General features: G+C 71.5%; 18 protein-coding genes. 14 read left to right on the top strand and 4 right to left on the bottom strand.

Features of this window, described 5'->3' with window-relative positions; genetic code table 11:
• Positions 1-52 precede the first annotated feature (52 nt).
• The gene (locus MYSTI_RS38460; protein WP_015353274.1) at positions 53-949 is read right to left on the bottom strand and encodes a ribose-phosphate diphosphokinase; all 897 of its coding nucleotides are present in this window, start codon (positions 947-949) and stop codon (positions 53-55) included.
• 145 nt (positions 950-1,094) lie between these two features.
• On the opposite strand from MYSTI_RS38460, the gene MYSTI_RS45135 reads away from it, so the two are divergent.
• The 3 genes from MYSTI_RS45135 to orn all read left to right on the top strand — a co-directional run bounded on the left by MYSTI_RS45135 (position 1,095) and on the right by orn (position 3,131).
• The gene (locus MYSTI_RS45135; protein WP_015353273.1) at positions 1,095-1,781 is read left to right on the top strand and encodes a phosphoribosyltransferase; all 687 of its coding nucleotides are present in this window, start codon (positions 1,095-1,097) and stop codon (positions 1,779-1,781) included.
• Positions 1,778-2,515: a dienelactone hydrolase family protein gene (locus tag MYSTI_RS45130; protein WP_015353272.1), complete on the top strand. Its 738-nt coding sequence runs from the start codon at positions 1,778-1,780 to the stop codon at positions 2,513-2,515. Before MYSTI_RS45135 ends, MYSTI_RS45130 begins: the two co-directional genes overlap by 4 nt.
• 64 nt (positions 2,516-2,579) lie before the next feature.
• The gene (gene orn / locus MYSTI_RS38445; RefSeq protein WP_015353271.1) at positions 2,580-3,131 is read left to right on the top strand and encodes an oligoribonuclease; all 552 of its coding nucleotides are present in this window, start codon (positions 2,580-2,582) and stop codon (positions 3,129-3,131) included.
• Between the two features lie 25 nt (positions 3,132-3,156).
• On the opposite strand, the gene MYSTI_RS38440 is transcribed toward orn, so the two are convergent.
• Complete coding sequence (locus MYSTI_RS38440; RefSeq protein ID WP_015353270.1) at positions 3,157-3,519, bottom strand: response regulator; 363 nt, start codon at positions 3,517-3,519, stop codon at positions 3,157-3,159.
• A 190-nt stretch (positions 3,520-3,709) separates the two neighbouring features.
• Positions 3,710-5,254 carry a class I adenylate-forming enzyme family protein gene (locus MYSTI_RS38435; RefSeq protein ID WP_015353269.1) on the bottom strand — a complete coding sequence of 515 codons (1,545 nt, stop codon included), beginning with the start codon at positions 5,252-5,254 and terminating at the stop codon, positions 3,710-3,712.
• 238 nt (positions 5,255-5,492) lie between these two features.
• Here MYSTI_RS38435 and MYSTI_RS38430 point away from each other — a divergent pair, with 238 nt between their 5' ends.
• The 10 genes from MYSTI_RS38430 to MYSTI_RS38385 are packed head-to-tail and all read left to right on the top strand — an operon-like array spanning position 5,493 to position 23,227.
• Positions 5,493-6,737 (top strand): efflux RND transporter periplasmic adaptor subunit, encoded by a 1,245-nt coding sequence (locus MYSTI_RS38430; protein WP_015353268.1) that lies wholly within the window; start codon positions 5,493-5,495, stop codon positions 6,735-6,737.
• Positions 6,734-7,501, top strand: a complete 768-nt coding sequence (locus tag MYSTI_RS38425; RefSeq protein ID WP_015353267.1) for an ABC transporter ATP-binding protein — start codon at positions 6,734-6,736, stop codon at positions 7,499-7,501. Before MYSTI_RS38430 ends, MYSTI_RS38425 begins: the two co-directional genes overlap by 4 nt.
• Before the next feature lie 34 nt (positions 7,502-7,535).
• Positions 7,536-9,956: an ABC transporter permease gene (locus MYSTI_RS38420; protein ID WP_015353266.1), complete on the top strand. Its 2,421-nt coding sequence runs from the start codon at positions 7,536-7,538 to the stop codon at positions 9,954-9,956.
• A 12-nt stretch (positions 9,957-9,968) separates the two neighbouring features.
• Positions 9,969-12,386 (top strand): ABC transporter permease, encoded by a 2,418-nt coding sequence (locus MYSTI_RS38415; protein WP_015353265.1) that lies wholly within the window; start codon positions 9,969-9,971, stop codon positions 12,384-12,386.
• Between the two features lie 7 nt (positions 12,387-12,393).
• Entirely contained in the window at positions 12,394-14,802 is a 2,409-nt protein-coding gene (locus tag MYSTI_RS38410) for an ABC transporter permease (RefSeq protein ID WP_015353264.1), read from the top strand.
• A 7-nt stretch (positions 14,803-14,809) separates the two neighbouring features.
• Positions 14,810-17,218: an ABC transporter permease gene (locus MYSTI_RS38405; protein ID WP_015353263.1), complete on the top strand. Its 2,409-nt coding sequence runs from the start codon at positions 14,810-14,812 to the stop codon at positions 17,216-17,218.
• Positions 17,219-17,235: 17 nt separating this feature from the next.
• Positions 17,236-17,910 (top strand): ABC transporter ATP-binding protein, encoded by a 675-nt coding sequence (locus tag MYSTI_RS38400; RefSeq protein ID WP_015353262.1) that lies wholly within the window; start codon positions 17,236-17,238, stop codon positions 17,908-17,910.
• Between the two features lie 33 nt (positions 17,911-17,943).
• Positions 17,944-20,352 (top strand): ABC transporter permease, encoded by a 2,409-nt coding sequence (locus MYSTI_RS38395; protein ID WP_015353261.1) that lies wholly within the window; start codon positions 17,944-17,946, stop codon positions 20,350-20,352.
• 44 nt (positions 20,353-20,396) lie between these two features.
• Positions 20,397-21,866, top strand: coding sequence for a sigma-54-dependent transcriptional regulator (locus MYSTI_RS38390; RefSeq protein WP_015353260.1), 1,470 nt, complete (start codon positions 20,397-20,399; stop codon positions 21,864-21,866).
• Positions 21,863-23,227, top strand: coding sequence for a sensor histidine kinase (locus MYSTI_RS38385; RefSeq protein ID WP_015353259.1), 1,365 nt, complete (start codon positions 21,863-21,865; stop codon positions 23,225-23,227). The genes MYSTI_RS38390 and MYSTI_RS38385 overlap by 4 nt, the downstream gene beginning before the upstream one ends.
• Before the next feature lie 9 nt (positions 23,228-23,236).
• On the opposite strand, the gene MYSTI_RS38380 is transcribed toward MYSTI_RS38385, so the two are convergent.
• Entirely contained in the window at positions 23,237-23,707 is a 471-nt protein-coding gene (locus MYSTI_RS38380; protein WP_233278095.1) for a hypothetical protein, read from the bottom strand.
• A 339-nt stretch (positions 23,708-24,046) separates the two neighbouring features.
• Here MYSTI_RS38380 and MYSTI_RS38375 point away from each other — a divergent pair, with 339 nt between their 5' ends.
• Positions 24,047-25,714: a serine hydrolase gene (locus tag MYSTI_RS38375; protein ID WP_015353257.1), complete on the top strand. Its 1,668-nt coding sequence runs from the start codon at positions 24,047-24,049 to the stop codon at positions 25,712-25,714.
• Position 25,715 lies beyond the last annotated feature (1 nt).

The following is a 25,715-nucleotide window of genomic DNA, read 5'->3' as shown; positions in this document are numbered from 1 at the left end:
GCTCCGAGGGGGGCACACCGGGCATGGGTCCGCTCCACCCGCGTGAAGGCCCTCAGGGCCTCAGCGCGCGCGCCACCAGCGGCGCCAGCGTCACGACGTGGTGGGGGAAGGGCAGCCCCGAGGCGGGCTCCACGCTGTCGGTGGCGACCAGGTTGCCCAGGGGCAGCGCCTTCAGCCGCTCCAGCGCGGGGCCCACCAGCAGCGCGTGGGTGGTGACCACCGTCAGGTCGTCCGCGCAGCCCGCCTCGCGCAGCGTCCCCGCCGCGGCCACGAGCGTGCCGCCCGTCGACACCATGTCGTCCACGAGGATGGGGCGCTTGCCTCGCACCTCGCCCATGAGGCCGCTGGCGTGGACCTCGTCGCCGCTCAGCCGCACCTTGTGAATCACCGCCCACGGGCGGCCGAGCAGCCGGGCCAGCGCCTCCGCGCGCTTCACCGCGCCCAGGTCCGGCGCCACCACCACGGACGTGTCCGTCACCGTGGGCCGCAGCGCGTCCGCCAGCAGCGGCAGCGCGGTGAGGTGCTCCAGCGGCGCGCCGAAGCAGCCCTCCAGCGCGGGGCTGTGCAGGTCCACCACCATCACCCGCGAGAAGCGGCCCTGCGTCAGCATGTCCGCCACCAGCCGGCCGCCCAGCGGCTCACCGGGCTTCGCGCGCCGGTCCTGCCGCGCGTAGCCCAGGTACGGCACCACGGCCTCGAGCCGGGCCGCGCCCGCCCGCCAGCACGCATCCGCCATCAACAGCAATTCCAGCAGGTGCTCCCCCGCGGGGGGCGTCAGGGACTGCACCAGCACCACGGTGCGACCGCGCACGCTGGTGGGGACTTCCAGGTGCATCTCTCCATCCGGGAAGCGTTCGAAGTGACAGTCAGTGGGCGCCACGCCCAGGGCTCGAGCGAGCTCCCGTCCCAGGTGAGGGCTGGCGGTACCGGTGATGAGGATGGGGTCCATATGTCCTCACCCTAGCGCGGCCAGCGGACATGGGGGCGCTCTCCTCCTCCTCTCCGGAAGCGGGCTTCCAGGAGGGCCGCTGCCCACCCCTTCGCCGCCAGCGAGGCGGGGCGTGCTTTTCCTTGGAGGGACGAGGAGGTCGACGATGCGGTTTCGCGACAGGGCCGACGCGGGGCGGCGGCTGGCGGCCATGCTCCTCCCCTTCCGGGGGACGGACGTGCGTGTGTTGGGGCTGGCCCGAGGCGGGCTCCGGGTGGCGTACGAGGTGGCGCGCGCGCTGGAGGTGCCCATGGACGTCTGGGTGTCCAGGCGGCTCACCATCCCCGGCCGGGTGATGACGCTGGGCGCGGTGTCTGAAGGGGGCCGCCAGTACCTGCTCGCGGACGCGATGCGGCTGGCCCCCTTGCCCCGGCCGAAGCTGGAGGGGCTGATTCGCGACGAGCAGGACGAGGTGGAGGCGCAGGTGCGCAGGCTGCGCGGACGTCCTCCTCCCGAGGTGTCCGGCTCCACCGTGCTGCTGGTGGATGACGGCGTGCTGACGGGCGCGTCCGCCGCCGCCGCGCTCAGGGCGCTGGATGCGCTGCACCCGGGCCGCAAGGTGCTGGCCACGCCCGTGGCCTCGGCGCGAGGGCTGGAGGTGGTGCGCCCGGAGGCGGACCAGGTCGTGTGCGTGTGGACGGAGCCCGGGCTGCGCTCCGTGTCGGAGGCCTATGAGGACTTCCGCGCGTTCCCGGACGTGGAGCTGCAGAACCTCATCGAGCGCTCGGGGCAGCCGCCGTGGCGCTCCCATGCCGTGACGGAGTCCGCGGACCCGGGAGGCACCTGGATGTGACGCCACCCGACGCAAGGCAGGACGCCCCTGACTCGGGAGCGGTCCGCGAGGTGCGCGTCCAGGTGGGCCGCGTGGAGCTGGGCGGCAGCCTGGGGCTTCCACCGCGCCCGCGGGGCCTGGTCGTCTTCGCGCATGGCAGTGGCAGCAGCCGCTTCAGTCCTCGCAACCGCGCCGTGGCGCGCGCGCTGCGCCGCGTGGGGCTGGGCACGCTGTTGTTCGACCTGCTCAGCGAGGACGAGGAGACGCTCGACGCGAGCACCGGGACGCTGAGGTTCGACATCCCCTTCCTCGCGCTGCGGCTCGTGGCGATGACGCGGTGGGCGCAATCGTTGCCGGAGGTGGCCGCGCTGCCTCGCGGCTACTTCGGCTCCAGCACGGGCGCCGCGGCGGCGCTGGTGGCGGCGGCGCTGAACCCGGACCTCGTCCAGGCGGTGGTGTCCCGAGGCGGCAGGCCCGACCTGGCCGGGCCCGCGCTGGCCCGGGTCCACGTGCCCACGCTGCTGCTGGTGGGCGGCGCGGACGTGGACGTGCTGGAGCTGAACCAGGAGGCCTTCGACGAGCTGCCCGGCGCGAAGTCCCTGGTCGTCATCCCCGGCGCGAGCCACCTCTTCGAGGAGCCCGGCACGCTGGAGGAGGTGGCGCGCCGCGCGGCGGACTGGCTGGTGCGCCACCTGGATGCCCCCGAAGGACCCACGGTGCGCCGGAGCGCGGACGGCCGGTGGAGCGCCGAGTGAGCGGTGGACGGCGGACCCCCGCATTGACGCCCCGCATGGACGCGCGGGCTGCTATAGGCGGGGGATGCGTTCGCGTGAGCCCCGTTTTGTCTGGCTGGACCTGGAGATGACCGGCCTGGACCCCGAGTCGTGCGCCATCATCGAGATTGGCGTCATCATCACTGGTCCGGACCTCCGCCCGCTGGCGGAGTTCGAGCGGGTCATCTGGCAGCCGGAGGAGATGCTCCTGCGGATGGAGCCGGTGGTGAAGGAGATGCACACGCGCAACGGCCTGCTGGAGAAGGTGCGCGCGTCCACCACGTCCTTGCGCGTGGCGGAGAAGGAAGTCACGGCGCTGGTGGCCGAGCACTGCGACGTGGGCGAGGGCGTGCTGGCGGGCAACTCCATCCACACCGACCGCCGCTTCCTGTTCCAGTACATGCCCATGCTGGACCGCTACCTGCACTACCGCATGGTGGACGTGACGAGCCTCAAGGTGCTCACGCGCGCCTGGTACCCGAACCTCGTGGAGCCTCGCAAGCCGCCCTCCGGGCACACGGCGCTGGCGGACCTGCGCTCCAGCATCAACGAGCTCCAGTACTACCGGGACACGCTCTTCCGCGCGACGCCGGGCTGAAGACACGAGCCCCTGGGCCCCCACCTCAGTCCTGGGGGCCGCCCAGCAGCTCGGCGATGGTGTCCAGGAGCAGGTCGAGCTCGAAGGGCTTGGCGAGGAAGCGCGCGCTGGAGCGGCGCTCCTCCTCCGAGATGCGCCCCGCGCTCATGACGACGACGGGGATGGCGCGCAGGGCGGGGTCGTCGCGCATGCGGCGCAACATCTCCCGCCCGTCCATCACCGGCATCATCAAGTCGAGAAGCACCAGGTCGGGCCGGACTTCGGCCATGCGCTGAAGTCCCTCCGCGCCGTTGAAGGCGGTGAGGATGCCGTACCCCTCCACGGAGAGGATGTCCTGGAGGGCCTCGACGATGGCCAGCTCGTCATCGACGATGAGCAGCCGCTTCATCGATGCCCACCCTCCCTTCGCGAGGAGTCACCACGAGGGGTTCGGGCCTCGGGCGACCAGGCCCTTTCCACCCCAGGGCGGGAAGGTAGGACACGGCTCGGCGCCGCACACGGATTTGAGCGCGGTGTGTTCGGAATCCTGCGCTGGACCCCCGGACCCCCATCCGCCACCCCCTCTGTCACGAAGTGCTTCACCGCAGTCGTGCTCGCAGCAGATGCTTCTGGACCTTGCCCAGCGCGTTGCGCGGCAGTGAGTCCATGAAGACGACGCGGCGCGGCTTCTTGAAGCTGGCCAGCCTGTCCCGGCACCACTCCACCAGGGCCTGGGCCTCCGGCGCGTGGACTCCCGGCGGGGGCACCACCACGGCGACCACCTGCTCCCCGTAGTCCGCGTCCGGCAGGCCCAGCACGGCCACCTCCGCGACGCCGGGGTGCGTGGCCAGCACCTCCTCCACCTCGCGGGGGTACACGTTGAAGCCGCCGCTGATGATGAGCTCGCGCGCGCGGCCGGTGATGCGCAGGTAGCCGTCCGCGTCCACCTCGCCCAAGTCCCCGGTGCGGAACCAGCCCTCCGCGTCGAACGACTCGGCGGTGGCGTCCGGGCGGCGCCAGTAGCCGGCGAAGACGTGGGGGCCGCGCACCTCGATTTCGCCCGTCTCGCCCAGGGGCAGCGGCTTGCGCGTGCGCACGTCCACCACGCGCGCCTCCTGGCGGGGGAAGGGGAAGCCCACCGTGCCCGGGCGGCGCTCGCCCTCGAACGGGTTGGTGGTGTTCATCACCGTCTCCGTCATCCCGTAGCGCTCCAGGATGCGCGCGCCGAAGTCGTGCTCGATGTCGTGGAAGAGCTGGGGGCTCAGCGGCGCGGAGCCGGACACCCACAGCCGCAGCGCGCGAGGCTTCACGCCCGTGCGCCGGGACTCCTCCAGGAGCCGCCCGTACATGGTGGGCACGCCGAAGAACATCGTCAGCGACGCGTCGTCGCGCAGCGTGGCCAGCGCGTCCGTGGCGACGAAGCGCCGGTGCAGCTCCAGGCTTCCGCCCGTGTAGAGCGTGCCGTGCAGGCCCACCATCAGCCCGTGCGTGTGGAACAGGGGCAGGGCCAACAGCAGCCGGTCCTCCGCCGTCCACCGCCACGCCTCCGTCACGGCCTTCACGTTGGCCAGGAGGTTCCTGTGCTGCAGCATGGCGCCCTTGGAGCGGCCCGTCGTTCCGGACGTGTAGCCCAGCACCGCCAGGTCCTCCGGGCGGGGCAGGCTCAGGGCGATGGGGGCGGAGGCGCCCTCGACGAGCAGCGTGTCGAAGGAGACGACGGGCAGCGACGCCGGAGTCGCCGCCGCGGGAGGCTCCGCCGCGACGAGCCACTGGAGCGAGGGGAGCTGGTCCCTCAGGGGGATGAGCTCCGCGATGCCCGCGGTGCCCGTGACGCAGGTGTGCACCTCCGCGTCCGACAGGATGTGCGCCAGCTCCACCTGGCGGTACGCCGTGTTCACCAGCACCACCACGCCCCCCGCGGCCTGCACGCCGAGGTACGCGATGATGAAGCGCGGGCTGTTCTCCAGGAACAGCGCCACGCGCTCTCCGGGCTGCAGGCCGCGCTGCCGCAGCCCCTTCGCGAAGGCCGTGACGTGCTCGGCCAGCTCGCCGTAGGAGACCGGCTCACGCTCGAAGGTGAGCAGCGGCCGCCCCGGCGCACGGTGGGCGTGGTCCAGGAAGGCTTCGAGGAGGGACGAAGTCATGGGCGGCGCAGCCTACTTCCGACGTTTCCTGGAGGGACAAGCGATGAATCAATCCCGGCGGGCAGGCTTGTTTTAACTGGAAACGAGGATGATCCACCCACCGATGGTGTTGTTCGCTTCTGGGACATCGCTTCGCGGAACCGGGCACGCCCTGGGGAGAGGGTGCTGGAGTCCCCAGCAATTCCTGGGGGTTGCATTGCGTTGACCGGTTGGCACGCGGCTCGCTCTAGGGGCCGTCGTGGACATTCCCAAGCCCAAGAAGCCGCGCCGCAAGCCCTGGTTGCTCGCCATTGGTGGTGCACTCGCACTGATTCTCGTCACGGTGGGACTGGGCCGGCTGAAGCCGGCGGCGCCGTCGGTGGACCGGGCCTCGGTGTGGTTGGACACGGTGAAGCGGGGCCCCATGGTGCGCCAGGTGAAGGGCGCGGGGACGTTGGTGCCCGAGTACATCCGCTGGCTGACGGCGGACACGGCGGGCCGGGTGGAGCGCATCCACGTGCGCCCCGGCGCGCAGGTGAAGGCCGACACGTTGCTCATGGAGCTGTCCAACCCGGACGTGCAGCTCCAGATGCTGGAGGCGGAGCGGCAGCTGGCCAGCGCGGAGGCGGACCTCATCCAGATGCGCATGACGCTGGAGACGCAGCGGCTGGCGCAGGAGGCCGCGGTGGCCACGCTCACCACGGACTCCTCCGACGCGGAGCGCCGCGCGCAGGCGAACACCACGCTCTTGGAGAAGGCGTTCATCGCGGACATGGAGGCGAAGCAGGCGGGCGACAGGGCGGGCGAGCTGACGCGGCGGCTGGAGCTGGAGCGCAAGAAGCTGAATGTCGTGACGACCAGCATGCGCGACCAGATGGCGGCGCAGCAGGGACAGGTCGACCGATTGAAAGCGGTGGCCCGGTTCCGACGTACGCAGGTGGAGTCGATGAAGGTGCTCGCGGGTGAGGACGGCGTGCTGCAGGAGCTTCCGTTGGAGCTGGGCCAGTGGGTGACGCCCGGCGTGCTGCTGGCGAAGGTGGTCAAGCCCGAGCGGCTGAAGGCGGAGCTGCGCATCGCGGAGACGCAGGCGCGCGACATCCAGCCGGGACAGAAGGCGCTCGTGGACACGCGCAACGGGGTGGTGGAGGGCACGGTCGCCCGCGTGGCGCCCGCGGCCAGCCAGGGCACGGTGCGGGTGGAGGTGTCGCTGCCGGCGGAGCTGCCCAAGGGCGCGCGGCCGGACCTCACGGTGGAGGGCACCGTGGAGTTGGAGCGGCTGGCCAACGTGCTGTCGGTGGGCCGCCCGGCGGGGGCTCAGCCCAACGGGACGATGGCGCTGTTCCGGCTGATTCCCGGGGGTGAGGAGGCGGTGCGGGTGCCGGTGCAGCTGGGCCGGGGCTCGGTGAATGCCGTCGAGGTTCTTCAGGGCCTGGCGGAGGGTGACCAGGTGGTGCTTTCGGACATGGCCGCGTGGGACGCGGTCGAGCGGGTGAGGCTGCGATGACGACGACGACGAACAGTGTGGAAACTCCCGCTCCTGGGGACGCGGTGGTGTTGGCGGAGACGCCCAAGGTGGACCCGGGCAAGTCGCTCATCCAGTTGGAGGGGCTGACGAAGGTGTTCGAGACGGAGGAGGTGGAGACCCACGCGCTCTCCAACATCCACCTCAACATCCGGCAGAACGAGTGGGTGGCCATCGTCGGCCCGTCCGGCTCCGGCAAGTCCACGCTCTTGGCGGTGCTGGGGTTGCTCGACACGACGACGCGCGGCACGTACCTGCTGGACGGCAAGAGCGTGCTGGACTTGTCCGCGTCGGACCGGGCGCTGGTGCGCAACCGGCACATCGGCTTCATCTTCCAGAGCTTCAACCTGATTGGCGACCTGACGGTGTTCGAGAACGTGGAGCTGCCCCTGACGTACCGGGGCATGCCCGCCGCCGAGCGCAAGCAGCGGGTGGAGCGCGCGCTGGAGCGCGTGGGCATGGCGCACCGGGCGCGGCACATGCCGGGGCAGCTCTCCGGTGGTCAGCAGCAGCGCATCGCCGTGGCGCGAGCGGTGGCGGGCGACCCGCTCATCCTGCTGGCGGACGAGCCCACCGGCAACCTCGACTCGAAGAACGGCGAGGCGGTGATGCAGCTCCTGTCGGACCTGCACAAGGGCGGTGCCACCATCTGCATGGTGACGCACGACCCGGCGCACGCGCGCACCGCCACGCGCACGGTGAGCCTGTTCGACGGGCGCATCGTCCAGGACGAGCAGCGTCGCTGAGCCTCTCCCCCTCCCACGCAAGACCCCCTCCTCCATGGAAACCTTTCTCCAGGACGTCCGATACGCGCTGCGTACGCTGCGCAAGAGCCCCGGCTTCGTCGTGGTCGCGGTGCTCGCGCTGGCGCTGGGCATCGGCGCCAACAGCGCGGTCTTCAGCGTGGTGAATGGCGTGCTGCTCAAGCCGCCGCCGTTCTCCCAGCCGGAGCGGCTGGTGCACGTCTGGGGCAACTACGCCAAGGCGGACCTGAAGGACATCTGGGTGTCGGTGCCCGAGTACCGGGACTACCTCACGATGCCCAAGGTCTTCAGCTCGGTGGGGGTCTACGCGGAGGAGAACGTCACGCTCACGGGCGGCGACTCGCCGGAGCGGCTGCACGCGGTGTTCTCCACGGCCTCGCTGTTCCCCACGCTGGGCGTGTCGCCGGTGCTGGGGCGCGCGTTCACCGAGGAGGAGGAGACGCCGGGCCGTGAGCGGGTGTTGCTGCTCACGCACAAGGCCTGGCGCGCGCGCTTCGCGGAGGACCCGAAGGTGCTGGGGCGCGAGCTCCAGCTGGATGGGAACACGTACACGGTGGTGGGCGTGTTGCCGCCGGGCGTGGAGTACCCCGCGGGCGCGGAGGTGTATGTGCCCTTCGCGCCTTCCGCGGACAAGACCGCGGAGACGACCCGAGGCAACCACTACCTGGCCATGGTGGCGCGGCTGAAGCCGGGTGTGACGCTGCCCGTGGCCCAGGCGGACCTGGTGCGGGTGGGCCGGGAGATGGAGACGCTCTACCCCGGCAACTACAAGGACCTGGGCTGGTCCATCTCCGTGCGGTCGCTGGAGGACGAGGTGGTGGGCGACGTGCGCGGGACGCTGTGGCTGCTGTTGGGCGCGGTGGGCTTCGTGCTGATGGTGGCGTGCGGCAGCGTGGCGAACCTGCTCCTCGCGCGTGCGGCGGCGCGGGAGCGTGAGGTGTCGATTCGCGCGGCGCTGGGCGCGGGGCGCGGCCGGCTGGTGGCGCAGTTCCTCACCGAGAGCTTCGTGTTGTCCGGCGTCGGCGGAACCTTGGGGTTGCTGCTGGCGGTGTGGGGCACGGACGTGCTGGTGGCCATGGTGGGAGAGGGGCTGCCTCGCGCGACGGAGGTGCGGCTGGACGTCACCTCGGTGCTCTTCACCTTGGGCGTGACGGTGCTGACGGGCGTGGTGTTCGGCCTGGTGCCCGCGCTCCAGTCGAGCCGCGCGGACCTGAGCGCGACGATGCGTGAGGGCGCGCGGGGAACGCAGGGCCGCAAGTCGAGCCGGCTGCGCTCCGGGCTGGTGGTGGGGCAGGTGGCCTTCGCGCTGGTGCTGCTGGTGGGCGCGGGCCTCTTCATGCGCAGCTTCCATGCGCTGGGCAACGTGGACGCGGGCTTCACGCCGGAGGGGGTACTCACGGGAGAGGTGACGCTGCCGGCCTCGAACTATGGGAAGCCGGAGGAGAAGCGGGCCTTCCAGCAGGAGTTGCTCCGACGCGTGCGGGCGCTGCCCGGAGTCGAGGCGGCGGGCGCGGCGAACATGCTGCCCTTGGGTGGCCGCTCCGACACCAGCTTCGACATCGAGGGACGTGAGCGAGCGCCGGGCGAGATGTGGCCCGCGGTGGAGACGCGCTTCGCGACCACGGACTACCTGAGCGCGCTGCGGGTGCGGCTGCTCGACGGGCGGATGCTCCAGGAGACGGACGGCCCGGAGACGGAGGGCGCGGTGGTCATCAACAAGGCCTTCGCGGACCTCTACTGGCCGAAGGGCAATGCGCTGGGCCAGCGGGTGAAGCTGCACCGCGCCGACTCGCGGTGGACGACGGTGGTGGGCATCGTCGAGGACCTGCGCGAGTGGGGCCTGGACGCTCCCGCGCGCCCGACGGCGTACTACGCCGCGGCGCAGACGCCGCTCACGTACGTGAAGCTGGCGGTGCGCGTGAAGCAGGGCAAGCCGGAGTCCTTGCGTACGGCGCTGGAGGCCGAGCTTCGCGGGCTGGATGCGAACCTGCCCATGTTCAACGTGTCGTCGATGACGCAGCGGGTGGACCAGTCCATCGGCTCGCGTCGGCTGTCGGCGGTGCTGATGGGCCTGTTCGCGGGCACGGCGCTGCTCCTGGCGGCGCTGGGGATTTCGGGCGTGATTGGCTACTCGGTGGCGCAGCGCACGCGGGAGATGGGCATCCGCATGGCGCTGGGCGCCGGACGCGGCGACGTGCTGATGCTGGTGCTGCGGCAGGGCCTGGGGCTGGTGGGCGTGGGGTTGGGTGTGGGCCTGATGTTGTCGCTGGGCCTGGTCCGGCTGCTGAGCACGCTGCTGTTCGGCGTGGGCACGTATGACCCGTGGACCTTCGGCGCGGTGCCCCTGGTGTTGGTGGGCGTGGCGCTGCTGGCGACGTGGCTGCCCGCGCGTCGGGCCACCCGCGTGGACCCCATCATCGCGCTGAAGGCGGACTAGGAGCGCATGCGCATGGAGACCTTGCTTCAGGATGCGCGCTACGCGCTGCGGTCGCTGCGCAAGAGCCCGGGGTTCGCGCTGGTGGCGGTGCTGGCGCTGGCGCTGGGCATCGGCGCCAACAGCGCGGTCTTCAGCGTGGTGAACGGCGTGCTGCTCCGGCCTCCGCCGTTCGCCGAGCCCGAGCGCCTGGTGGACGTGTCGAACGACTTCGGGCGCGTGGGCCGCAAGGGCCTGACGTCCTCGGTGGTGGAGTACCGCGAGTACCGCGAGCTGCCGAGCGTCTTCGCGTCCGTGGCGGCCTTCTCCGACGACGACGTCACGCTCACGGGGCTGGACACGCCGAGGCACCTGCGCGTGGTGGAGGCCACCGCGTCCTTCCTGCCGACGCTGGGCGTGGTGCCCGCGCTGGGCCGCAACTTCACGGAAGGGGAGGAGACGCCGGGCAACGACAAGGTCGTGATGCTCACGGACCAGACGTGGCGGACGCACTTCTCGCGGGACGCGGGGGTGCTGGGGCGCACGCTCCAACTCGACGGGGAGCCGTACACGGTGGTGGGGGTGCTGCCCAGCGGTGTCGCCCATCCGGCGGGCGCGGACCTCTACCGGCCCTTCGCGCCGTCGGCGGACCTGGCGTCCGAGGACAAGCGCGAGACGCGCTTCCTGGAGGTGCTGGCGCGGCTGAAGCCCGGCGTGACGATGGCGGCGGCGGCACAGGACCTGGCGCGCGTGTCGCAGTCGCTGGCGGAGCGTCATCCCAAGTACGCGCAGGGCCGGCGCACCATCGGCCTCAAGTCGCTGGAGGACGAGGTGGTGGGCGACGTGCGCGGGACGCTGTGGCTGCTGCTGGGCGCGGTGGGCTTCGTGCTGATGGTGGCGTGCGGCAGCGTGGCGAACCTGCTCCTCGCGCGTGCGGCGGCGCGGGAGCGTGAGGTGTCGATTCGCGCGGCGCTGGGGGCTGGACGCGGCCGGCTGATGGCGCAGTTCCTCACCGAGAGCCTGGTGCTGTCGCTCGTGGGCGGCGTGCTGGGCCTGCTCCTGGCGCTGTGGGGCACGGACCTGCTGCTCGCGCTGGTGGGGGACAGCCTCCCTCGCGCGGCGGAGGTGCGGCTGGATGTGCGCTCGCTCCTCTTCACGGGTGGGTTGAGCTTGTTCTCGGGGCTGCTCTTCGGGCTGGTGCCCGCGCTCCAGGCGAGCCGCGCGGACCTGAACGCGGCGATGCGCGAGGGCTCGCGAGGCACCGCGGGGAGCCGCTCGGGCCGGCTGCGCTCCGGGCTGGTGGTGGGGCAGGTGGCCTTCGCGCTGGTGTTGCTGGTGGGCGCGGGCCTCTTCGGCAAGAGCCTGCTGGCGCTCGTGTCGGTGGACCCGGGCTTCCGGCCGGAGGGTGTGCTCACCGCGCAGCTGTCACTGCCCGGCACGAGCTACGCCACCCCGGAGCGACAGGGCGCCTTCCATCGCGAGCTCCTGGAGCGGCTGACGTCGCTGCCCGGCGTGGAGTCCGCGGGGCTCACCAACTTGCTGCCGCTGGGGCACTCGATGACGTTCGGCTTCGCCATCGACGGCCGGACGAAGGGGCCCGACGAGGTGTGGCCCGCGGTGCAGTTCCGCACCGTCAGCGCGGACTACCTGCGCACGCTGGGCTTCAAGCTGCGGCAGGGACGCTGGCTCGAGGCGTCGGATGGCGCGGGCGCGGCGGGCGCGGTGGTCATCAACAAGACCTTCGCGGACGCGTACTGGCCCCAGGGCAACGCGCTGGGGCAGCGGCTGAAGCTCAACCGTCCCGATGGTGAGTGGACCACGGTGGTGGGCATCGTCGAGGACGCGCGGGAGTGGGCCTTGGACAAGCCCATGGTGCCCATGGCGTATTACTCGCTGGCGCAGCTGGGCGGGACGAACCTGGCGCTCGCGCTTCGCGTGAAGGCGGGCTCCCCGGAGCAGCTTCGCTCGGCGGTGGAGTCGGAGCTGCGCGCGCTGGACGCGGACGTGCCGCTGTTCGGAGTGGCCCCGCTGACGCGGCTGGTGGACGAGTCCATGGGCAACCACCGGCTGGCCGCGCTGTTGATGGGCTTGTTCGCGGGCACGGCGCTGCTGCTGGCGTCGCTGGGGCTCGCGGGCGTCATCGGCTACTCGGTGGCGCAGCGCACGCGGGAGATGGGCATCCGCATGGCGCTGGGCGCGGCGAAGTCGGAGGTGCTGGCGCTGGTGCTGCGCCAGGGGATGAAGCTCGCGGGCCTGGGCGTCGCGCTGGGGTTGGTGCTGTCGCTGGGGCTCGCGCACCTGCTTCGCACGCTGCTGTACGGCGTGGCGGCGTACGACGTGTGGACCTTCGTGGGAGTGGCCGCGCTGCTGGGTGGCGTGGCGTTGTTGGCGACGTGGCTGCCCGCGCGGCGGGCCACTCGCGTGGACCCCATCATCGCGTTGCGAGCGGAGTAGGCACGACATGGAGACGTTCCTTCGAGACTTGCGCTACACGCTGCGCTCGCTGCGCGCGAGCCCGGGCTTCACGCTGGTGGCGGTCCTCGCGCTGGCGCTGGGCATCGGCGCCAACAGCGCCGTCTTCAGCGTGGTGAACGGGGTGCTCCTCACGTCTCCTCCGTTCGAGGAGCCGGACCGGCTGCTGCACCTGTCCAATGACATCCAGAAGGCCAACCTGGAGGGCATCTCCGTCTCGTATCCGGAGTACCAGGACTTCACCACGCTGCCGCGCGTGTTCGACTCGGTGGCGGCGTTCTCCTGGCGGGACATGACGCTGACGGGAGGCGCCGCGGCGCAGCGCTTCGGCGTGGTGCATGGCACCTCCTCGATTTTCAGCACGCTGGGCATGACGCCCGTGCTGGGCCGAGGCTTCACCGCGGAGGAGGCGACCGCGGGTGCGCAGAAGGTCGTGGTGCTGACGCACAAGGCCTGGCGCACCGTCTTCCTGGAAGACCCCCAGGTGCTGGGCAAGTCCCTGCAACTCGACGGCGAGCCGTACACGGTGGTGGGCGTGCTGCCCCGCGGTGTGGCCTACCCGGAGAGCACCGAGCTCTACGTGCCCCTCGTCCTCAAGCCGGAGGACGCCACGAAGCGCACCTCGCGCTCCCTCACCGCCCTGGCGCGGATGAAGCCCGGGGTGACGCTGGAGCAGGCTCGCGCGGATGTGACGCGGGTCGCGGGGGAGATGGCGGCGCAGGAGCCTCGCTACAACGGGATTGGCTGGTCCATCCGCATCACCCCGCTGGAGGACACGGTGGTGGGGGACGTGCGAGGGACGCTGTGGCTGCTGCTGGGCGCGGTGGGCTTCGTGCTGCTGGTGGCGTGCAGCAGCGTGGCCAACTTGATGCTGGCGCGTGCGGCGGCGCGTGAGCGCGAGGTGTCCATCCGCGCGGCGCTGGGCGCGAGCCGGGGGCGCCTGGTGGCGCAGTTCCTCACGGAGAGCCTGGTCCTGTCCGTGGTCGGCGGTGGGCTGGGACTCCTGTTCGCGCTGTGGGGAACGGACGCGCTCCTGGCCTTCGTGGGAGACGGGCTGCCTCGCGTGTCGCAGGTGCGGCTGGACCCGACGTCGGTGGTCTTCACCGTGGGCGTGTCGCTGCTCACGGGCCTGGTGTTCGGCCTGGTGCCCGCGCTGCAAGCAAGCCGCGCGGACCTGAACGCGACGATGCGCGAGGGCTCACGAGGCACGGAGGGTGGCCGCTCGGGGCGGCTGCGCTCGGGCCTGGTGGTGGCGCAGGTGGCGCTGGCGCTGGTGTTGCTCGTGGGCGCGGGCCTGGTGATGAAGAGCCTGCTCGCGCTGCATGAGGTCGACGAGGGCTTCACGCCGGAGGGGGTGCTGGCGGGGCGCTTCGCGCTGCCCTCGGCGCGCTACGCCGAGCCCGCCCGCAAGCTGGCCTTCGAGCGCGAGCTGCTGGAGCGGCTGAAGACGCTCCCTGGCGTGGAGTCAGCGGGGCTCACCAACCTGTTGCCCCTGGGTGGCATCACCACGCGGGGCCTGGAGTTCGAGAGCCGGCCCGAGACGCCGGGCGAGGTGATGCCCGCGGTGGACTTCCGCGTGGCGAGCCCGGACTACCTGCGCACGCTGAAGGCGAAGCTGCTCCAGGGGCGCCTGCACGAGACCATCGGCGAGCTGGATGCCCCCGCGGAGGTGGTCATCAACAAGACCTTCGCGGACGTGTATTGGCCGCAGGGCAACGCGCTGGGCCAGCGCATCTCGCTGGAGCCCGAGCGGCGGTGGTCGACGGTGGTGGGCATCGTGGATGACCTGCGCGAGTGGGGCCTCTCTTCACCCGCGCGGCCCGCGGCCTACTGGTCGCTCGCGGCGGCGCCCGGGTCCTTCCGAGGGCTCGTGGTCCGGGTGAAGTCCGGGACGCCGGAGTCGGTGCGCTCGGCGGTGGAGGCGGAGTTGCGCGCGGTGGACGCGGACCTGCCGCTGTATGGCGTGACGTCGCTCTCGAAGGTGGTCGATGAGTCCATCGGCTCGCGCAGCCTGCTGGCCTGGCTGATGGGCTTGTTCGCGGGGACGGCGCTGCTGCTGGCCGCGCTGGGCATCGCCGGGGTCGTCGGCTACTCCGTCACGCGGCGCACGCGGGAGATGGGCATCCGCATGGCCTTGGGGGCCGCCCGCTCCGACGTGCTGCTGCTGGTGCTGCGCCAGGGGTTGAAGCTGGTGGGCCTGGGCGTGGCGGTGGGGCTGGTGATGTCGCTGGGGCTGACCCGCTTCCTGGGGTCCCTCCTGTACGGCGTGACGGCGTATGACCCGTGGACCTTCGTAGGGGTCGCGGCGCTCCTGAGCATGGTGGCGCTGCTGGCGACATGGCTGCCCGCGCGGCGTGCCTCCCGTGTGGACCCCATCATCTCGTTGAAGGCGGAGTAGGGACACCATGGAGACGTTGCTTCGAGACTTGCGCTACACGCTGCGCTCGCTGCGAGCGAGCCCGGGCTTCACGCTGGTGGCGGTGCTCGCGCTGGCGTTGGGCATCGGCGCCAACAGCGCGGTCTTCAGCGTGGTGAATGGCGTGCTGCTCACGCCTCCGCCCCTCGAGGAGCCGGAGCGATTGCTGCATCTGTCCAACGACATCCGGATGGCGGGCCTGGAGGACGTCGGCATCTCCATTCCGGAGTACCAGGACTTCAGCACCCGGCCGCGCGTGTTCAGCTCGGTGGCGGCGTACACGTGGCGGGACATGACGCTGACGGGGGGCGGAGCGCCGCAGCGCTTCGGCGTGGTGCATGGCACCGCCACGATGCTCCCCACGCTGGGCGTGACGCCCGCGCTGGGCCGAGGCTTCACCGAGGAGGAGGCGACGCCGGGCGCGCAGAAGGTCGTGGTGCTGACGCACAAGGCGTGGCGCGCGCACTTCGCGGAGGACCCGCAGGTGCTGGGCAAGACGATGCAGCTCGACGGCGAGCCGTACACGGTGGTGGGCGTGCTGCCCCGAGGCGTCGCGTATCCCTTGCGAGCCGAGCTCTACGTGCCCTTGGTTCCTCGCGCGGATTGGGTCCATTCGCGCACGGACCGGCACTTCAGCTCGCTTGCGCGGATGAAGCCGGGCGTGTCGATGGCGCAGGTGCGCGCGGACGTGGCCCGCACCGCCCAGGAGATGGAAGCGGGGGAGCCTCGCTACCAGGGGATTGGTTGGGCCATCCGCACCACCCCGCTGGAGGACCGCATCGTCGGCAAGGTGCGCGGGACGCTGTGGCTGCTGTTGGGCGCGGTGGGCTTCGTGCTGCTGGTGGCGTGCAGCAGCGTGGCCAACTTGATGCTGGCGCGTGCGGCGGCGCGTGAGCGCGAGGTGTCCATCCGCGCGGCGCTGGGCGCGAGCCGGGGGCGCCTGGTGGCGCAGTTCCTCACGGAGAGCCTTGTCCTGTCCGTGGTCGGCGGAGGGCTGGGGCTCCTGTTCGCGATGTGGGGCACGGACGCGCTCCTGGCCTTCGTGGGTGACGGGCTGCCTCGCGCGTCGCAGGTGCGGCTGGACCCGACGTCGGTGGTCTTCACCGTGGGCGTGTCGCTGCTCACGGGCCTGGTGTTCGGCCTGGTGCCCGCGCTGCAAGCAAGCCGCGCGGACCTGAGCGCGACGATGCGCGAGGGCTCGCGCGGGACGGAGGGCGGACGCTCCGGGCGGCTGCGCGCGGGGCTGGTGGTGGGGCAGGTCGCGCTCGCCCTGGTGTTGCTGGTGGGCGCGGGCCTGGTGATGAAGAGCCTGCACGCGCTGCGCGAGGTCGATGAGGGCTTCACGCCGGAGGGAGTGCTCACGGGGCGCTTCGCGCTGCCCGCCGCGCGCTACTCGGAGCCGTCCCGGAAGCTGGCCTTCCAGCGCGACCTGCTGGAGCGACTGAAGACGCTCCCTGGCGTGGAGTCGGTGGGATTGACGGACCTGCTGCCGCTCGGAGGCACCACCACGCGGGGACTCGAGTTCGAGGGCCGGCCCGAGACGCCGGGCGAGATTCCTCCGGCCGTGGACTTCCGCGTGGCGAGCCCGGGGTATCTGCACACGTTGAACGTGAGGCTGCTCCAGGGCCGGCTGCACGAGACGATGGGCGCGCTGGATGCCCCCGCGGAGGTGGTCATCAACAAGACCTTCGCGGACCTGTACTGGCCGAAGGGCAACGCGCTGGGGCAGCGCATCTCGCTGGAGCCCAGGACGCAGTGGTCGACGGTGGTGGGCGTCGTGGACGACCTGCGCGAGTGGGGCATCTCCTCGCCCGCGCGCCCCGCGGCCTATTGGTCCCTGGCGGCGGTGCCGACCGCCTATGTGGGCCTCGCCGTGCGCGTGAAGTCCGGCGCTCCCGAGTCCGTGCGCACCGCGGTGGAGGCGGAGTTGCGCGCGGTGGACTCGGACGTTCCGCTGTACAGCGTGGCGCCGCTCTCTCGACTGGTGGACGAGTCCATCGGCTCGCGGAGCCTGTCGGCCTGGCTGATGGGCTTGTTCGCGGGGACCGCGCTGCTGCTGGCCGCGCTGGGCATCGCGGGGGTCGTCGGCTACTCCGTCGCGCGGCGCACGCGGGAGATGGGCATCCGCATGGCCTTGGGGGCCGCCCGCTCCGACGTGCTGCTGCTGGTGCTGCGCCAGGGGTTGAACCTGGTGGGCCTGGGCGTGGCCGTGGGGCTGGTGATGTCGCTGGGGCTGGCCCGCTTCCTGGGGTCTCTCCTGTACGGCGTGACGGCGTATGACCCGTGGACGTTCGTGGGGGTCGCGGCGCTCTTGAGCACGGTGGCGCTGCTGGCGACGTGGCTGCCGGCGCGGCGCGCGTCGAACGTGGACCCCATCATCTCCTTGCGCTCCGAGTGAGCACGAAAGCTTCGACCATGTCCTCCCCTCTGATTTCCCTGCGGCAGATCGAGAAGTCCTATCCCCTGGCCGGAGGTCGCGTCTGGGTGCTGCGCAACATCGACCTGGACATCCAGGCCGGTGAGTTCGTCACGATGATGGGCCCGTCCGGCGCGGGGAAGTCCACGCTGCTGTCGGTGATGGGCATGCTCGACGCCGAGTGGAAGGGCGAGTACTTCCTCGACGGCCACGCCGTGCACGGGATGAAGCTCAAGGAGCGCGGCGAGCTGTCGCGGCGCACCATCGGCTTCGTCTTCCAGCAGTACCACCTGCTGGACAACCTCACGGTGGCGGAGAACCTGGAGGTGCCGCTGTCCTACCGCGACTTGAAGCGCGGGGAGCGCGAGGCGCTGGTGGGCGACATGCTGGACCGCTTCCAGCTCGTGGGGAAGAAGGACCTGTTCCCCTCGCAGCTCTCCGGCGGTCAGCAGCAATTGGTGGGCATCGCCCGCGCGCTCATCGCCTCGCCCAAGGTGCTGCTGGCGGACGAGCCCACGGGAAACCTCCACTCGCAGCAGGCGAAGAACATCATGGAGGTGTTCCAGACGCTCAACAAGCAGGGCACCACCATCATCCAGGTGACCCACTCGGAGGCCAACGCGGCCTACGGAAATCGCATCATCCAGCTCGCGGACGGCTGGCTCCAGAAGTGAAACCCTGATGCAACCGCACAGGAGTTGCCTCCCATGTTGAGCGATGTGACGATGGACGTGCGCTACGCCCTGCGCACCCTGCGGAAGTCGCCGGCCTTCACGCTGGCGGCGGTGCTGGTGCTGGCCCTGGGCATCGGCGTGACGACGGCGCTGTTCAGCATGGTGGACGCGGTGCTGCTGCGCCCGCTGCCCTTCCCGGAGCCGGAGCGGCTGGTGGTGCTCTCGGCGGAGCAACCGCAGCAGCAGGGCCGGTCGCGCTACAGCCTCCCCAACTACGAGGACCTGGCGAGCCAGCTCACCCAGATTCACCCGCTGAGCGCGGTGTCCGCCGACCTCCTCAACCGCACGGGCTCGGGTGACGCGGAGATGGTTCGCGGGGCCATGGTGGTGGGGGACTTCTTCGGCGCGTTTGGCGTGACGGCCGCGCTGGGGAGGACCTTCACCGGGGAAGAGCGCGACGCGCCCAGGGTGGTGCTCTCGCATGCGCGGTGGCTGAAGGAGGGCGGGACGCCCCAGGTGCTGGGCTCGACCATGACGTTGAGCGGGCAGCCCTACACGGTGGTGGGCGTGATGCCGCCGTCCTTCCAGATTCCCAACCCCTCCACGGAGGTCTGGCTCCCGTTCGACAGCCTGCCGGGCGCGGCCACGTCGAGAGACCGCACGGAGCGCGGCCATCGCGCCTTCGGGGTGATGGGGCGGCTGGCGCCCGGGGCCACGCTGGAGTCGGCGCGCCACGAGATGAAGGTCGTGGGCGCGCGGCTGGGCGAGGAGAAGGACACGGAGCTGCTGGTGGGGGTGATGCGCTTCCAGGACCTGGTCACCCGGGATGTGAGTCGCCTGTTGTGGGTGATGCTGGGCGCGGTGTCGCTGGTGCTGCTGCTGGCGGCGGCGAACGTGGCGCACCTCCAGCTGGCGCGCGCGGCGGCCCGGCAGCGGGAGCTGGGCATCCGCGTGGCGCTGGGCGCCGGGCGTGGAAGGCTGGTGCGGCAGCTCCTCACGGAGAGCCTGCTGCTCGCGTTGATGGGCGGCGTGGGCGGCGTGCTGCTGGCGCTGTGGACCACGGACCTGGTGTTGATGGTGGGAGGCGGCCGGCTGCCCCGCGCGAGCGACATGGGCATCAACGGCCGCGTCCTCGCGTTCGCGCTGGGGGTGACGCTGACGACCGGGGTGGGGGTGGGGCTCTTGCCGGCGTTGAGGAAGAGCCGGATGTCGCCTGCCTCGGTCCTGGGACGGGGGGCGACGGAGTCGGCTCGGAGCCGCGCGCACTCGATGCTGGTGGTGGCGGAGGTGGCGCTGGCGCTGATGCTCGTCTGCGGGGCGGGGTTGATGCTCAAGAGCTTCTGGCGGCTGTACCAGGCGGACCCGGGCCTGGACCCCAAGGGGGTGCTGGTCGCGCGGCTGGCGCTGCCCGCCATCCGGTATGGCTCCGCGGAGCAGGCGTCGGCGTTCCATCTGGCGCTGACGTCACGCCTCGCCGCGCGTCCGGAGGTCGCCGCCGTGGGGGTGGGCGTGAGCCTCCCCGCGGGGGGCTCCATCGGCCGCGCCGGCTACTGGGCGGAAGGGACGGAGGACGTCTCCCCTCGGCCCCATGCGCTGTTCAACGTCGCCACGCCGGGGTTCCTGGAGGCGCTGAGGGTGCCGCTGCTCGCGGGACGCCGGCTCGCCGAGTCGGATGGGGCCGATGCCCCGCGCGTCATGGTGGTCAGCGAGCGCTTCGCCCGGGAGGTCTTCCCCGGCCTGGACGCGGTGGGCCGGCGCGTCAGCTTCGGCGGGAGCGACGCGGCCGGCAACCCCCTCTGGACGACGGTGGTCGGCGTGGTCCGGGATGTCGCGTACGCGGGCATCACGGCCGGACACGAGCCCACCGTCTACGTGCCCATGGGGCAGGAGGGGACCACGGACGGGCAGCTCGCCGTGCGGGCCGTGGGAGACCTGGCGCCCCAGGCCTTGGAAGCGGTGGTGCGCGAGGAGCTGCGCGCGCTGGATTCGATGGTGGCGCTCGCGCAGGTGGCGACGCTGGAAGAAAGATTGTCCACGGACTTGGGATTGCCGAGATTCCGAGCCGTGTTGCTGGGGGCCTTCGGCGTGCTGGCACTGGTGCTGGCCGCGGTGGGCATCTACGGCGTCATGTCCTATTCCGTGGCACAACGAGAGCAAGAGATGGGTGTGAGACTGGCCCTGGGCGCTCGTTCGGCGGATGTCCTGCGACTGGTGGTGGGCCAGTCGCTTCGCCGTGTGGGATGGGGCCTGGCGCTGGGACTGGTGGGCACGTTGTCGGCGCACCGGGCCGTGGAAGGTCTGCTGTACGGAATGGAGGCCCTGGATGTCGGAGTCATGGCCTCCGTCTGCTTGCTGTTACTGGTCACCGCCTGGCTGGCGAGCTGGCTCCCGGCTCGTCGTGCGGCGGGCGTGGACCCGGCCTCCGTGCTGCGTGGAGGCTGAGTCCTTTGTTTCAGGCACACTCTTCTTCTCTGGGATGACTTTCCGTGTCCGAGCCCCAACCTGTCTTCTCCCCCACCACCCCCGTTGTCCCACCCACCACCCCCGCGCCCGCGCCCGCGCCCGTGTCCGCTCCGGCGGCCCGGCCCTCGCGCATCCTCGTCGCGGATGACCAGGCCGACGTGCTGGAGGCCCTGCGCCTGCTCCTGAAGCGGGACGGGCACGCCGTCGTCACGGCGCAGTCGCCCGCGGGCGCGCTCGCCACCCTCGAGACCGAGGACGTGGACCTGGTCCTCATGGACCTGAACTACGCACGCGACACCACCTCCGGGAAGGAGGGCATGGACCTGCTGAGCCGCATCCGCGCGCAGGACGCGACGCTGCCCGTGGTGGTGATGACCGCCTGGGGCAGCGTGGAGGGCGCGGTGGAGGCCATGCGCGGCGGCGCGCGCGACTACGTGCAGAAGCCGTGGGACAACACGCGCCTGCTCGCCACGCTGCGCACGCAGCTGGAGCTGTCCCGGGCGCTCAAGCGCAGCCGCCGGCTGGAGGACGAGAACCAGCACCTGCGCCGCGCCCAGTCGGGGCTGCCCGACCTGGTGTCCGAGTCGCGCGCCATGGTGCCGGTGCGGCGGATGATCGAGCGCGTGGCGCCCTCCGCGGCCAACGTGCTGGTGACGGGGGAGCACGGCACGGGCAAGGAAGTGGTGGCCCGGCTTCTCCACGCCTCGTCCACCCGGGCGGACCGCGCCTTCGTGGCGGTCAACTCCGGCGGCCTGTCGGAGGGCGTCTTCGAGAGCGAGCTGTTCGGCCACGTGAAGGGCGCCTTCACCGACGCGAAGACGGACCGCACGGGCTGCTTCGAGCTGGCGGACGGAGGCACGCTCTTCCTGGATGAGATTGGCAACATGCCGCTGTCGCAGCAGGCGAAGCTCCTGCGCGTGCTCCAGACGGGGGAGCTGCACCCGGTGGGCTCGTCCAAGACGCGGCGCGTGGACGTGCGCGTGGTGAGCGCCACCAACGTGGACCTGGCCAAGGCCGTGGCGGAGGGCCGCTTCCGCGAGGACCTCCTGTACCGCCTCAACACGGTGGAGATTCCGCTGCCCGCGCTGCGCGAGCGGCGCGAGGACATCCCGCTGCTGGCCTCGCACTTCCTGGCCGAGCACGGCAAGCGCTACGGCCGCAACACCCTGCGGATGACGCCGGGCGCGCTGGAGGCGCTGCTGGCCTACCCGTGGCCGGGCAACGTGCGTGAGCTGGAGCACGCGGTGGAGCGCGCGCTGCTGATGTCCGTGGGCGACGAGGTGTCGGCGGAGGACCTGCTGCTGCGCCGCGCGGGCCGCGAGGGCCTGTCCCGCCTGGAGGAGATGACGCTGGAGGAGGTGGAGCGCTACCTCATCGAGCGCGCGCTCGCGCGGCAGGAGGGCAACGTGAGCGAGGCGGCCAAGGGACTGGGCTTGTCTCGCAGCGCGCTGTACCGTCGGCTCCAGTACTACGGAATCAAGGGAGCACGGTGAAGCGGCGGCGCGAGCCCTGGCCACATGACCTGCAGGTGCTCGCGCTGGTGTGGCTCGCGGGCATTCCAGGCGTGGTGGCCTCGCTCGCGCTGGTGTGGACGGGAGACTTCTCCTCGAAGGTCCGCTGGACGCTCACCACGCTGGTGGTGGGCGTCTTCCTGGGCGTGGGCCTGTTGGTGCGGGAGCGGGTGACGCGCCCGCTGCACGCCCTGGCCAACCTCCTGGCGGCGCTGCGCGAGGGGGACTACTCCACGCGCGGCCGCGGGGCGCGTGCGGGCGATGCGCTGGGCGAGGTCCTCCTGGAGGTGAATGCCCTGGGCGACACGCTGCGCGAGCAGCGGCTGGGCGCGCTGGAGGCGGGCGCGCTGCTCGAGCAGGTGATGGAGGAGATTGACGTCGGGGTGCTGGCCTTCGACGCCGCGGGGACGCTGCGGCTGGTGAACCGTGCGGGCGAGAAGCTCCTGGGCCAGTCGCGCTCCCAGTTGATGGGCAAGGGCGCGGGGGCGCTGGGGCTGGCGGACCTGCTGGAGGGGCCGGCGCCTCGGCGGCTGTCGCGCACCTTCGCGGAGGAGGGCGGGCCCTACGAGCTGCGGCGCGGAGGCTTCCGGCAAGGGGGCCTGCCGCACCACCTGGTGGTGCTGGCGGACCTGCGGCTGGCGCTGCGCGAGCAGGAGCGCGAGGCGTGGCGCCGGCTGGTGCGGGTGCTGAGCCATGAAATCAACAACTCGCTGTCACCCATCCAGTCCATCGCGGAGTCGCTGAGGGACCTGCTGATGCAGGAGCCGCGTCCCTCCGACTGGGAGGACGACGCGAAGAGCGGCCTGGGCATCGTCGCGCGGCGCTCGGAGGCCCTGGCGCGCTTCATGTCCGCGTATGCGCGGCTGGCGCGCCTGCCTCCGCCGGTGCTCGCGGGCGTGGAGGTGGACGGCTGGGTGCGGCGCGTGGCGGCGCTGGAGACGCGGCGTCCGGTGGAGGTGCGGGCGGGGCCGGCGCTGGTGGTCCGAGGGGACTCGGACCAGCTCGAGCAGATGCTCATCAACCTGGTGCGCAACGCGGTGGACGCGGTGCTGACGGAGTCCCAGGCGAGCCAGGTCTGGGTGTCCTGGGCGGTGCTGTCGCCCGGCGCGGTGGAGGTCTGGGTGGAGGACGAAGGTGCGGGCCTGGCGGACACGGGCAACCTCTTCGTGCCCTTCTTCACGACCAAGCCCCAGGGCAGCGGCATCGGCCTGGCGCTGTGCCGGCAGATTGCCGAGGCCCACGGCGGCACCCTCCGGTTGGAGAACCGCCCCGAGGGGCGGGGGTGCCGCGCGAGACTCAAGCTGCCCCTGGAAGGGCACAACGCCACCGCGAGCCCGGGCTGACGCGGAGGCTCAGGCCACCACCTGCGCGCGGGCGGCGCCCGGCTCCGGCGGCGCGTCATACGTGGGCGTGAGGTCCACCACGTTCACGGTGACGAGGTGGTAGACGATGACGTTGCTGACCCAGAAGAACAGGGCGGCGTAGTGGACGTAGATGAGCGGCGAGCCGGGCCACACCTGGAGCGGGTAATCGAAGACATTCGCCGCCAGGTAGCCGCCGAACCACTCCCCCAGCCAGCACACCACCGTCCCGATGGCCACGCGGGTCCAGACCTTCACCTTGCGCGGGTAGAAGAAGAAGTAGTGCAGGGTCCACAGCAGGCCCACGCAGCCGGCCCACAGAATCATGCTGGCGAACGAGAACCAGTGATACGGGGAGGTGGGGTAATGCCAACCCCAATCATCGTTCATCCAGTGCCAGGCGATGTTCTGGGACAGCTCCATGAACCAGAACAGCGGTGCCAGATAGAGCACCTGCGTCATGAGGACTCGCAAGAAGCATATGAGCGTCTTCCAGAGTCTCAGCGTAGACCCGTCGTATCTCGTCATCTTCCCCCCCGTGTCTCGGCCCTGCTGCCCGAGGGCTGTGCAACGAACGGCGCTTCTGAAAGTCGCATGACCTGAAACATGGGTGGGCGACAAGTGGTTGCGTCCTCACGCCACTTCGAGGGTTGCGCGCTGAACGCGTCCCCCCGTCATTCATGGCGGAAGCATGACACAACCCGGGATGGCTGGTGCCCATAGGGTCTTCGCGCCGCCGTAGGTTGCCGCGCTCCAGACGAGGGCGCATCCCGCGTCCTCTCTGCTTGGGAGGGAGTGCGGATGCTCTGGAACAGGGTCGGGCGTTGGCGCGGCGCGCCATCGAAGGTCGTGGGGTGTCGAGAGACCCTGGGGGGCCGGGTCGCCTCGGTGGTTGTCCTTGGGGGCCTGGCTGTTTCATGGCTCACGGGGGCGGATGCACCCAGGCCCGCGACGCAGTGGCTGCACCGCGCCGAGGAGTCCGCCCGCGTGGCGCGCGTGGAGGCGGGGCTGGAGGCCGTGCCGCTGCCCGGCGGTGGGCAGCGGCGCCTGACGCTCGCGGAGTGGATGGCGCTCTACGAGCTCCCCGGGCTGAGCATCGCGGTGTTCGAGGGGAACTCGCTGCGCTGGGCGAAGTCCTTCGGGGTGACGCGGGCGGGAGGCGCTGAGCCCGTCACGCTGGAGACGCTGTTCCAGGCGGGCTCCATCAGCAAGCCGATGACGGCGCTCGCGGTGGCGCACCATGCGCAGCGGGGGCGCTGGTCGCTCGATGAGGACGTCAACGGCAGGCTGGTGTCGTGGAAGGTGCCGGACAGTCCCTTCACGCGAAAGGAGAAGGTGACGCTGCGGCGTCTGCTCAGCCACAGCGCGGGACTGCCGATGCATGGCTTTGATGGGTACGCGGCGGGAGCGCCGGTGCCCACGTTGGTGGAGAGCCTGGAAGGCAAGGCGCCGGCGAACTCGCCTCCGGTGCGCGTGGTGGCGGAGCCGGGAGCGGTGGCGCGCTACAGCAACCTGGGGCTGAGCGTCGTCCAGCAGGTGATGGTGGATGTGCTGGAGCGGCCCTTCGCGCGCATCATGCACGAGACGGTGTTGCGGCCCCTGGACATGAAGCACAGCACCTTCGAGCAGCCGCTGCCCCCGGCGCTCGTGCCGCTGGCGGCGACGGGGACTCACGCGGATGGCTCGAGTCTTCCGGGGGGATGGCACACGTATCCGGACCAGGCCGCCGCCGGGCTGTGGACGACGCCGTCGGACCTGGCGCGCTTCGCCATCGAGGTCTCGAAGGCGCGGGCGGGGACGTCTCGGCGGGTGGTGTCTTGGGCGATGGCGAAGGAGCTGTTGTCGCGACAGGGGCCGGGGCCGACGGGGCCGAAGCCTCCGCCGCCGTGGCAGCAGGAGCGCTTCGGGCTGGGCTTCCGACTCCAGGAGGACCCGAGCTACTTCGCCCATGGGGGCTGGGTGGAGGGCTATCGCTCGCAGCTGGTGGCGTACTCGAACACGGGCAGCGGCGTGGTGCTGATGACCAACTCCGACAACGGGCGGTTCCTCCTGGCGATGCTCGCCGACGCCGTGGCGCGGGAGTATGGCTGGAAGGGGCATGTCTTCATTCCCCGAGGGCCGTATGGGACGGCGGACCTGCTTGTCCGGCTCGAGGGCGTGGACACCGCGCTGGCGTGGTTCAAGGAGCGGCACGCCGCGGGCGTGCCCGAGCACCAGTCCTCGGAGGCGCTGGGCGGGCTGGGGAATGACTTGCTGGGGAGTGGGAAGGTCGCCGACGCGGTGAAGGTGTTCGAGGTGAACGTCGCGCTCTTCCCCCAGGACGTGGAGGCGCACGTCGGCCTCGCGCGAGGGTACATCCAGGCGGGCCGCGCGGACGCGGCCATCGCCCGTCTCGAGAAGTCGCTCGTGCTGGCGCCGAAGCACGAAGAGGCGCTGAAGCTGCTGGAGTCGCTCGGCGCGCGTCCGTGAG

Source organism: Myxococcus stipitatus DSM 14675, assembly GCF_000331735.1.
In the GTDB taxonomy this organism is placed as follows: Bacteria; Myxococcota; Myxococcia; order Myxococcales; family Myxococcaceae; genus Myxococcus; species Myxococcus stipitatus.
This window is presented reverse-complemented; position numbering and strand designations above follow the sequence as displayed.

Coding starts and splice junctions, on each gene's coding strand:
- MYSTI_RS38440 (WP_015353270.1), bottom strand. CDS start 3,519: ATGAAGCGGCTGCTCATCGTCGATGACGAGCTGGCCATCGTCGAGGCC.
- MYSTI_RS38415 (WP_015353265.1), top strand. CDS start 9,969: ATGGAGACCTTGCTTCAGGATGCGCGCTACGCGCTGCGGTCGCTGCGC.
- MYSTI_RS38405 (WP_015353263.1), top strand. CDS start 14,810: ATGGAGACGTTGCTTCGAGACTTGCGCTACACGCTGCGCTCGCTGCGA.
- orn (WP_015353271.1), top strand. CDS start 2,580: ATGCGTTCGCGTGAGCCCCGTTTTGTCTGGCTGGACCTGGAGATGACC.
- MYSTI_RS38460 (WP_015353274.1), bottom strand. CDS start 949: ATGGACCCCATCCTCATCACCGGTACCGCCAGCCCTCACCTGGGACGG.
- MYSTI_RS45135 (WP_015353273.1), top strand. CDS start 1,095: ATGCGGTTTCGCGACAGGGCCGACGCGGGGCGGCGGCTGGCGGCCATG.
- MYSTI_RS38380 (WP_233278095.1), bottom strand. CDS start 23,707: ATGACGCAGGTGCTCTATCTGGCACCGCTGTTCTGGTTCATGGAGCTG.
- MYSTI_RS38400 (WP_015353262.1), top strand. CDS start 17,236: ATGTCCTCCCCTCTGATTTCCCTGCGGCAGATCGAGAAGTCCTATCCC.
- MYSTI_RS38425 (WP_015353267.1), top strand. CDS start 6,734: ATGACGACGACGACGAACAGTGTGGAAACTCCCGCTCCTGGGGACGCG.
- MYSTI_RS38410 (WP_015353264.1), top strand. CDS start 12,394: ATGGAGACGTTCCTTCGAGACTTGCGCTACACGCTGCGCTCGCTGCGC.
- MYSTI_RS38375 (WP_015353257.1), top strand. CDS start 24,047: ATGCTCTGGAACAGGGTCGGGCGTTGGCGCGGCGCGCCATCGAAGGTC.
- MYSTI_RS38420 (WP_015353266.1), top strand. CDS start 7,536: ATGGAAACCTTTCTCCAGGACGTCCGATACGCGCTGCGTACGCTGCGC.
- MYSTI_RS38435 (WP_015353269.1), bottom strand. CDS start 5,254: ATGACTTCGTCCCTCCTCGAAGCCTTCCTGGACCACGCCCACCGTGCG.
- MYSTI_RS38395 (WP_015353261.1), top strand. CDS start 17,944: ATGTTGAGCGATGTGACGATGGACGTGCGCTACGCCCTGCGCACCCTG.